At 47.8% G+C, this 8,643-nt stretch carries 9 protein-coding genes; 5 read left to right on the top strand and 4 right to left on the bottom strand.

The features are described 5' to 3' along the window. Nucleotides 1-217: 217 nt before the first annotated feature. Nucleotides 218-394 carry a hypothetical protein gene (locus tag QUA54_RS30165; protein ID WP_333418233.1) on the top strand — a complete coding sequence of 59 codons (177 nt, stop codon included), beginning with the start codon at nt 218-220 and terminating at the stop codon, nt 392-394. 30 nt (nt 395-424) lie between these two features. Here the strand turns inward: QUA54_RS30165 and QUA54_RS30160 are convergent, their stop codons facing one another. Continuing rightward, a complete protein-coding gene (locus tag QUA54_RS30160) occupies nt 425-1,441 on the bottom strand; it encodes an adenosine kinase (protein ID WP_333418231.1) in 1,017 nt (338 codons plus the stop codon). A gap of 152 nt (nt 1,442-1,593) precedes the next feature. Between QUA54_RS30160 and QUA54_RS30155 the strand changes: the two genes are divergently transcribed. From QUA54_RS30155 to QUA54_RS30140, 4 genes are all read left to right on the top strand, one after another. Continuing rightward, complete coding sequence (locus QUA54_RS30155; protein ID WP_333418228.1) at nt 1,594-3,153, top strand: AAA family ATPase; 1,560 nt, start codon at nt 1,594-1,596, stop codon at nt 3,151-3,153. 86 nt (nt 3,154-3,239) lie between these two features. Continuing rightward, on the top strand, nt 3,240-3,566 hold the full coding sequence (locus QUA54_RS30150) for a hypothetical protein (protein WP_333187303.1): 327 nt from the start codon (nt 3,240-3,242) through the stop codon (nt 3,564-3,566). A gap of 192 nt (nt 3,567-3,758) precedes the next feature. Further along, the gene (locus QUA54_RS30145; RefSeq protein ID WP_333418226.1) at nt 3,759-4,553 is read left to right on the top strand and encodes a YdcF family protein; all 795 of its coding nucleotides are present in this window, start codon (nt 3,759-3,761) and stop codon (nt 4,551-4,553) included. 283 nt (nt 4,554-4,836) lie between these two features. Beyond that, nucleotides 4,837-5,070 (top strand): hypothetical protein, encoded by a 234-nt coding sequence (locus tag QUA54_RS30140; RefSeq protein ID WP_172186607.1) that lies wholly within the window; start codon nt 4,837-4,839, stop codon nt 5,068-5,070. Nucleotides 5,071-5,350: 280 nt separating this feature from the next. Here the strand turns inward: QUA54_RS30140 and QUA54_RS30135 are convergent, their stop codons facing one another. The 3 genes from QUA54_RS30135 to QUA54_RS30125 form a co-directional block, all read right to left on the bottom strand. Continuing rightward, complete coding sequence (locus tag QUA54_RS30135) at nt 5,351-5,584, bottom strand: ferredoxin-thioredoxin reductase variable chain (protein WP_333201732.1); 234 nt, start codon at nt 5,582-5,584, stop codon at nt 5,351-5,353. 51 nt (nt 5,585-5,635) lie between these two features. Continuing rightward, the gene (locus QUA54_RS30130) at nt 5,636-5,800 is read right to left on the bottom strand and encodes a hypothetical protein (RefSeq protein WP_333418224.1); all 165 of its coding nucleotides are present in this window, start codon (nt 5,798-5,800) and stop codon (nt 5,636-5,638) included. Between the two features lie 64 nt (nt 5,801-5,864). Then, a complete protein-coding gene (locus QUA54_RS30125; protein ID WP_333418223.1) occupies nt 5,865-8,633 on the bottom strand; it encodes a DUF3536 domain-containing protein in 2,769 nt (922 codons plus the stop codon). Between the last annotated feature and the right edge of the window lie 10 nt (nt 8,634-8,643).

Genomic DNA, 8,643 nt, shown 5'->3' with positions numbered 1-8,643 from the left:
ATTAGCTATAACCTGCAATCTGCTCCACTTAAGGCAAACCCTTGATTATAGCATAAAATTATTTTGCAAGAGGTCTAATGGTATTTATGTAGGTCTTTTAAGATTATCAATTTTTTGGAGAGAGTTCTTCACTAAGGAACATAAATTTGATTTCGCCAAAATTCATCAGTACACTTACACATAGAAAATCATTTAGGATTGCTATAGTCATAATCTGGTGATAAATAAACTGTCGTTAAATTTTATTTTAGCAATAGCGATCGGCTTTTTCGTGTCAGTTTTCATCTGGTTCAAAAAAGTGCGATCGCCCTTAACACAAAAGTGCGATCGCCCTTTCTTCCCTCCTCATCCATCTGGCTTCATCTGCGGTTCAAAAAAGAGCGATCGCCCTTAACACAAAAAGTGCGATCGCCCCTTTCAATTCCTAACCAGAAATCACCTCACTCAAAAGATGAGCCTGAGAACCCTCAAGCCGAGGCCCATGAATCTGCACCACGCTAGAAGCCAAGAAATTGCCCCAGCGAGCCGCTTGTACAGAACTCAAACCGTTAGTAATTCCAAACAAAACACCGCCAGCAAAAGCATCTCCAGCACCCACAGAATCGATCGCCTTTACCGGAAATCCAGCCACATCAACAATCTGTTTGTTCTCCACCACCATGCAGCCTTTTTCCCCATTAGTGATAAAAGCCAAATCCGAAATCTCGCTCATTTTCCGAGCGCACTCTTCCAGAGATTCTTCCTTAAAAAAGCTCCGAACTTCATCAGCATTGCAAAAAATTACATCGCAATATTCCGAAACCACCTTGTGAAAATCATCAGCAAATCGATCGACTAAAAAGCCATCCGAAAAAGTAAAAGCCACCTTCACACCAAGACGCTTAGACTGTTCCATCGTCTCAATGCTAGCCTTTCTCGGATCTGCAGCATCCCAAAGATAGCCCTCAACATAACTGTACTTGCAGTGAGCCAGTCGATCGACATCAATATCACTCGCCGCCAGAGTAGTAGAAACACCCAAATTAGTACACATCGTGCGTTCCGCATCCGGCGTAGTCAGCACTACACAAGTACCCGTAGGCTCGTTCGACTCAGCAGCAGGATGCACGTTAAAATCAATCCCCGCCGCCAGCAAATCTTGCCGATAAAATTCCCCGTTAGTATCCTTAGCAACCTTCCCCGAATAATACGCTTTACCGCCGCTCTGAGCCAAACCAATCATCGTATTTGCTGCCGAACCGCCCGATCGCATTTGCAGCGAATTGTGCTCTAAATCGTGCAAAATCCCCCCCTGCGTTTCCGAATTCATCAGCGTCATCCCGCCGCGATTCAGCCCATGGCCGAGTACAAATTCATCTTCTACCAATGCTAGGATGTCCACTAGGGCATTTCCCACGCCAAACACATCCACGGAACCAGATTCTTGATTATTTTCTGTCATCGCTGCTTTTTTTTACACTAACTATCAACTCTATAATAAATCGGATTAAAGTCAACGTCCCCACTCCCAATCTAAAGTCCCCAACTTAAAATCTAAAATTCAAAATCCAAAATCCCCAATCTAAAATCTAAAATCCAAAATCTAAAATCGCTATGACTTGTCTCCCACCTCTGATTCAGCAAATGTTGCAGCCAGGCTTTTACCCGCACGGGGTGACAGAACCAGTGCAGCTAATTCAGACTCACGCTTCCTTTGTTTTGCTGACAGGAGATTATACTTACAAAATCAAGAAACCCGTCAATTTTGGCTTTTTCGACTATTCAACCTTGGAGAAAAGGCAGCATTTCTGCACCCAAGAATTGCTGATGAACCGACGCACTGTACCGGAAATCTATCTAGAAGTTCTGCCCATTATTCAAAGCGGCGATTCGTTCCAATTGGGCAGGAACTTACCTGCTATAACTCCGGCTGAAGTTGTTGTAGAATACGCACTTAAAATGCGGGAGTTTCCTCAAGATTCGCTGTTGCTTAGTTTGTTGGAACACGGACTGTTGACCGAGCAACTTATGGCAGACTTAGGGCGGGAAGTAGCCAAGTTTCACAGCACGGCAATTAGTAATAGCTACATTCGCAGATTTGGCGAAGTCAATCAGATTCGCAAAGCTATAGAGAACAATTACCTGATTTCGCAAAAATATATCGGCGGGCCGCAGACTCAGGTACAATTTCAGGAAACTAAAGATTATACAGATGCGTTTTTTGAAAAAAATCAAGAATTATTTGGCCGGCGGATTGCCAATAATAAAATTCGCGAGTGCCACGGAGATTTGCACTTGCGGAATATAGCATTCTGGCAAGATAAAATATTGCTGTTCGACTGCATTGAATTTAACGAGGATTTTCGCTTTGTTGATGTCATGTACGATGTCGCTTTTACAGTAATGGATTTGGAATCGCGGGGGCGCAGAGACTTGGGCAATGCTTTTCTCAATACTTACATCGAACAAACAGGGGATTGGGAAGGACTGCAACTGTTGCCTCTGTATTTGAGCCGTCAAGCTTATGTTAGAGCAAAAGTAACTTCGTTAATGTTGGACGATGCTGCTATTTCAACTGCCGAAAAAGCAGAGATTTCACAGACAGCAGCTCATTACTATAAACTGGCTTGGCAATACACACAACCGCGCCAAGGCAAGTTAATTTTGATGTCTGGTTTGTCGGGTTCTGGCAAGAGTACAGCAGCTCGATATTTGGCTCGGCGCACTGGGGCAATTCATATTCGATCCGATGCTGTTCGCAAACATTTAGGCGGGATTTCTTTAAATGAACGCGGCGGACAAGATTTGTACTCGGATGAAATGACCGCGCAGACTTATGGTAGATTGTTAGAGTTGGGGAGAATTCTGACTGACCGAGGTTGGGATGTGATTTTAGATGCTAAGTTCGATCGCCAAAACTTGAGAACGGATGCGATCGATCGGGCTCAATCCCACCGCTTGCCCCTGCAAATCGTTTACTGCACCGCACCAATTGAAGTATTGCGAGAACGGCTGCAACAGCGCCGGGGCGATATTGCCGACGCGACAGCAGAACTATTGAGTTCGCAGCAAGCAGCTTTTGAACCTTTTACAGAAAAAGAACAAATTTCTGTAAACGTTGTAGATACCGCGCAAGACTTAGAGGTAGAATTAAACTTGATTTGTAGGGAGTAGTTGTAGATCGATCGCCCTTGGCAATTTGATTGTCTGCTAATATTGTAAATATCTTTCTGTGTGATTACAAATAAAAGTTGCAGCTCATGCCAAAATTTACCGGAGACTCCAAGGGGTTTAGCCCCGCGCTGATATGGTTTGTGTTGTTTACCGTTGGGTTTCGCTTAGTAGGATGTACGCTGCCCCTGAGTCTCGGCTTTGGTGTCATGGGCGGCGTGGCAGCAGGTTTAGTTGTCGCTTGGTGGCACAACGAATTAATACTCAACCCGAATTTAAATTCCAAGGATAAAACCTCGGATGCTATCCTCAATAAAGACGTAGTGCAAACGGACGGGCATAAATATAGCAAAACCTCTAGGAGTGATGCTGCTACATTGTTTGGCTGGTTGTCAGGGCCAGAGGATCGCCGCTAGCACCGAAAAGAGTTTTGAGTATTGAGATTGCTTCTTTCCTCGCAACGCTGCGCGGTTTGAAGTTAAAGAGTTCAGAATTCAAAACTCAATACTAAAAATTAACAACTCCCGCCACCTAAATTACTAATTACCGATTATCGATTACCGCCCATTACCCCTTCCCGCTAACGAGCAATTTGAATTACTTGCTTAATGTTTGTATTTCTATCGAAACTCCTGCCGCTGTTTATTTATCCTTTGGGGTTGAGTTGCCTGTTAATGATGGCGGCTTTAATCACACTTTGGAAGCGTCCCAAATGGGTGGCTGCACCAATTGCTATGGCTCTAATTATTTTACTGCTCGGAAGTAGCGGTTGGGTTTCAAAATCGTTAGTTCGATCGCTCGAATGGCAAAACTTACCAACCGCCGAACTCCCCCAAGCTGAAGCGATAATCGTCTTGGGCGGCGGTGTCAAAGCAGCTTTACCTCCCCGTCCTTGGGTAGAATTAGCGGAAGCGGGCGATCGAATAATCTACGGTTCCCGACTTTACAAGCAAGGCAAAGCTTCCCTGTTAATTCTCAGCGGCGGTAGAATAGATTGGAAAGGTGGGGGGTCTCCCGAATCGGCAGACATGGCAGAAATTGCCCAAACAATGGGTGTACCGGCATCAGCAATTCTGCAAGACCCCGATTCACACAACACCTATCAAAATGCTGTCAACGTGCGAAAAATTTTAGATGCTAAAGCTATAAAAGGGCCGGTTTTGCTAGTGACATCGGCGATGCACATGACTCGATCGCTTTTAATTTTCAAGCGTCAAGGAATAAAAGCAATTGCCGCACCAACAGACTTTCAGATAACGCAACAGGATATCGCAGCATCCCAAAGCAATTGGCAAGCGGTCGCACTGGATTTATTGCCGGACACCTATCAGTTAAACCAGTCAACTAAAGCTTTGAAAGAATACCTCGGCTTAATCGTTTATCGTCTGCGGGGATGGCTTTAACATAATTTTAGATTTTAGATTTTGGATTTTAGATTGAAGAATTTAAACTAATATCAAATTCGGTTGCATCGCAATTATAGGGGTGGGGCGGGTTTATATAATTTGTCTATACTTATCAAATATCTGGGCGAACCGGCCCCTACAAAACTTCATCAGATAAGATTCCAAATCAAACGGATACGATCTAAAATCTAAAATCTAAAATCTAAAATCCAAAATTGATTGAGTGTGCTAGCTTAAAGTCATTACAGCAAATATTAGCCACAGTCGCCCCCAAACAATCATGCTGCCCCACGAGTTGCAAAACATTGCCCCAGAACCGACTCCCGCGGCCGAAATTTTTCAGAGACACCAAATTGTCCGGGAGTTTTACGATGAAATTAAGTACCGTCAAGAACTAGAACTTCACTGCCAGTGGTATTACGCTACAGCCAAGCAGCATCAGCAGGAATTGCAGAAAATGCAGGGAGATTTGAATATCTTCGGTTGGTTCAGCCGCGGACGGTCGAAAAATTAATGATTAAATAAAAAAGATGGTTGGTAGTAAGGACTTTAGTCCGGCCGATCGACTAAAAGCTATAGAAAAAACTGAAGTCCTCACTACAAACTGTACAACAGCTATATGACTCCCGCCCAAAAACGGATAGTTGCGAACGACAGGAGTCACCGGCGCAAAATTTTAGACTCTAGTTCAAGCTTCCAGATTCATCTGTGGAGTAAATCTAAAATCTAAAATCTAAAATCGACAGACCGGATTTGATATTGTCTTTTGCCTCCGGCTTCAACTTTTGAGACAGCTAGACTTCCGAAGAGATCACTTCGACCTCATCCTCTTTCAGGTGAGCTCGAAATTTTTTGTCAAACTGAACTAGAACCGGCCAATTGGCACTGACAGGTCGGCCGTGCCATTCGTGAACGATCGCCACGATTTCTCCTTCCATACCCTTAATATCAAATGGTTGACTGCGATTTTGAGGGTGGTGGTAGACAACAACAGAGTTTTTAATGCAAACGCGATCGCCAACTTTCATAGACTTATATTTAGTGTTCTCTCTTCAAAACTCTGCAAAGCCTACGGGTGCTTAACACTTGTAGGCTTTGCCGACAGTCTTCTTATCTTCCCACAAGTAGAGCGAAAACTTAAACAAAGTTGGCGGTTCCCTGTCGCTGATTTGATCCCCAGCCGCGATCCCGGAAAGCATCCATGCCGATCGATCCTCGGTCGATCCCGCAAGCCCGATCGGCATTTAAAGCCCGATCGGGCGGATTCTCAAGCGCGGGAATTGATTTCCTTGGCTAATCGAGAAACGATCAACTTAACTGATTTAACCAACACTCAACATCAACGGCCAAGGTTCGGCCCAACTCCAGCAACTGACGGATCGAAGGCAAGTCCCAGCCGACGCCAGAACCTGCAATCCCCAAAGCAACGGCAGCGACCACACTGTCGCCCGCCGAGGCATCTTGCAGTTGCAGCCAGCCCAAACACAGAGGCACAATTTGACTGTACAGAGAATCGAAATACAGTTCCTGCGATCGATCCAGACCCAAACCCAGACTCAGCCGATCGCCCACAGCAATCAAACGCTCGATCGTGCGGATATCAGTTTCTAACTTGACAGGCGAGCGATCCTCCGGGCCCGATCCTGCTTGCAGCAGCGCGTCTAGCGATCGCCAAACCATTTTTTCCAAAATTTGCTTGACTTCGGGAACGTTCAACCGACAGCGGAGATGGCCGCTTTCAGTGGCGATCGCCTCAATTTCGGCCAGCAGCGGTTCCACATCCTCCGTTTCCAGTTCCAGGGCTTTGGCAGCCGTCAAACAGCGGTGTCCCAAAGCCACCTCAGCAGCAACCTGCAACTCTACCGGCACCGGCAGCTCGTCGCGGTGGAACGCCATCATCACCCCGTAATTTTCGCGGTAAACCTGGGTGTAAAGCTGATCCAACCGAGTCAAATTTTCCTGACTCAGCAACTGCACGATCCGGTGGCGTTCCTCAGCAAACAAATCCCGCAAGCTAAAGGACTGATCCCCAAACAGCCGCACCATTTCCAGAATTGCGTGGGCTGCCGAAGCTTCTTGCATAACTCCAAACAACCGCTCTTTGAGCATAGTGTAAGACCGGCGGCTGCCAAAAGGCTGAATGCAGCAGTGGAAGTCCCAGCCGCCGAGGTGGAACGCAGCAAACACATAAACCTCTGTTTCCCGCGTAATTTCCGAGGTTAACTGCAATTGACCCACAGCCAGAGTCATCGAACCCATGCGCTGAATTTGGAAATCTTGCTGTTGGGCCTGATAGCAGTAAACTCGCTGTTCGCGGGGATATTTGGCAAACAGAGAACTGATCGCGTAGTGGGCGGCCACTTGTCTGAGACTAATTTGGGCTGTCACCACAAGTTTGCGGTAAACTTCGGCCCCTGTTTTGAAATAGTCAACGTTGCTGGGTACGAGGGCTAGTTGAGCGACAAAATCCTTTTCTAGCTGGACGCCGGTAACTTCGCCCGCCAATTCCAGCGCCCGGGCCGCGTAGCGCAGAATTTGCACGCCTTCTGGCCGCGAAATTTCTTCAAAAAACCAGCCGCAGCTAGTGAACATTAACAGGGTGTGGCGCTGCATTTCCAGCAGTCGCAGGGCGTCCACCTGTTCTCCGGCATCGAGGGGGCGCACTTGATGGCGTTCGAGGAAACTGTCAACGTTAGCGGGCGATCGATCCCGGATGACATAAATATATTCATCTCTGGCTTTCCAGGGATCGCACAACAGCTTGCGCCCCGCTTCTTCGTAAATCGGAATCAGCCGATCGCGCAGCCAATTGAGAGTATCCCGCAAAGGGCGGCGCCATTTTTGGTTCCACTCGCCGCCACCGCCGCAGCCGCAATCTTCTTGCCAGCGATCGACCCCGTGAGAGCAACTCCAGGCCGTCACGGGTTTGAGTTCCACTTCCCAAGTGGGAGGATTTTGACTTAAATAATGAGCAAAATTCGTCACCGTCCAGCCTCGACGGGGAAACTCTTCTGTGAAGGCGTAGGCGAGGCATTTTTCGGTACCGTTTTTGTGGTGGCCGAAAGTTTCGCCGTCCGTCGCCACGCAGATTAATTGAGCCGGTCGGTGGTCTCCCCGTACTGCTTGACCCAAGCGCCCGACCAAATGGTGGCTGCTGCTGAGAACGTCATTGAAGCCCATATCCCGCGAGATCGGGCCGTCGTAGAAAAAGATATCAATATAGGGAGTGTTGGCAGGTGTAGCTTCGGAATTTTGGAAGTGTCTGCGACCAAAATGGTGAGTGCTCAGCGGCGAGAGTTGGTGGTCAGCCATTAACCGCATTTCCGGCTTCAAATAGCAGCGGTACGGGCGAGTCGGATCGATTTGGCCGCCGCCGACTTCGTGCCATTCGGAATTATGCCCTGGTTCCCCTTCGTGGTTTTGCCCGATTAGCGGGCGGCAGCGTTCGGCTTGGGAGGGGGCTAAGACAATGAAGCGGATGCCTTCAGCGACTAAAACTTCGAGGGTGGCGTAGTCTACGGCAGTTTCGGCGAGCCACATTCCTTCGGGATCGCGATCGAACCGGGAGCGAAAATCAGCGATCCCCCAGCGAATTTGGGTGTATTTGTCTCGCTCGTTAGCCAGCGGCATGATGATGTGATTGTATACTTGGGCGATCGCGTTGCCGTGACCGTTGAGACGCTGACAGCTTTTGCGATCGGCTTCCAGAATCCGCTGGTAGACTTCCGTGTCGTAGCGTTCGAGCCAGCTCATCAGGGTCGGCCCGATGTTGAAGCTCATATACTCGTAGTTGTTGACGATCCCCGTGACTTCGCCGCGATCGTTGATTATGCGGGCAAAGGCGTTGGGGCGGTAGCACTCGTTGTCAATGCGTTCGTTCCAGTCGTGGGCTGGAGAGGCGCTGGCTTGGCGTTCGATCGCGTCCAGATAAGGGTTTTCCCGGGGCGGCTGGTAAAAGTGACCGTGAACCGTCACGCAGACCCCTGTTGCAGCAGCCACGCTGCTTTGGGTTGCAGGAGTTACGGTTGGCGCAGACAAAGGTAGCACATCGGATTGAGTAGTAGAAATCGAAACCATGCGATCGAAT

The organism is Microcoleus sp. MOSTC5, from assembly GCF_036701825.1.
GTDB lineage: Bacteria > Cyanobacteriota > Cyanobacteriia > Cyanobacteriales > Microcoleaceae > Microcoleus > Microcoleus asticus.
The sequence above is the reverse complement of the archived record's forward strand: the minus strand, read 5'-3'. Positions and strand labels throughout refer to the sequence as shown.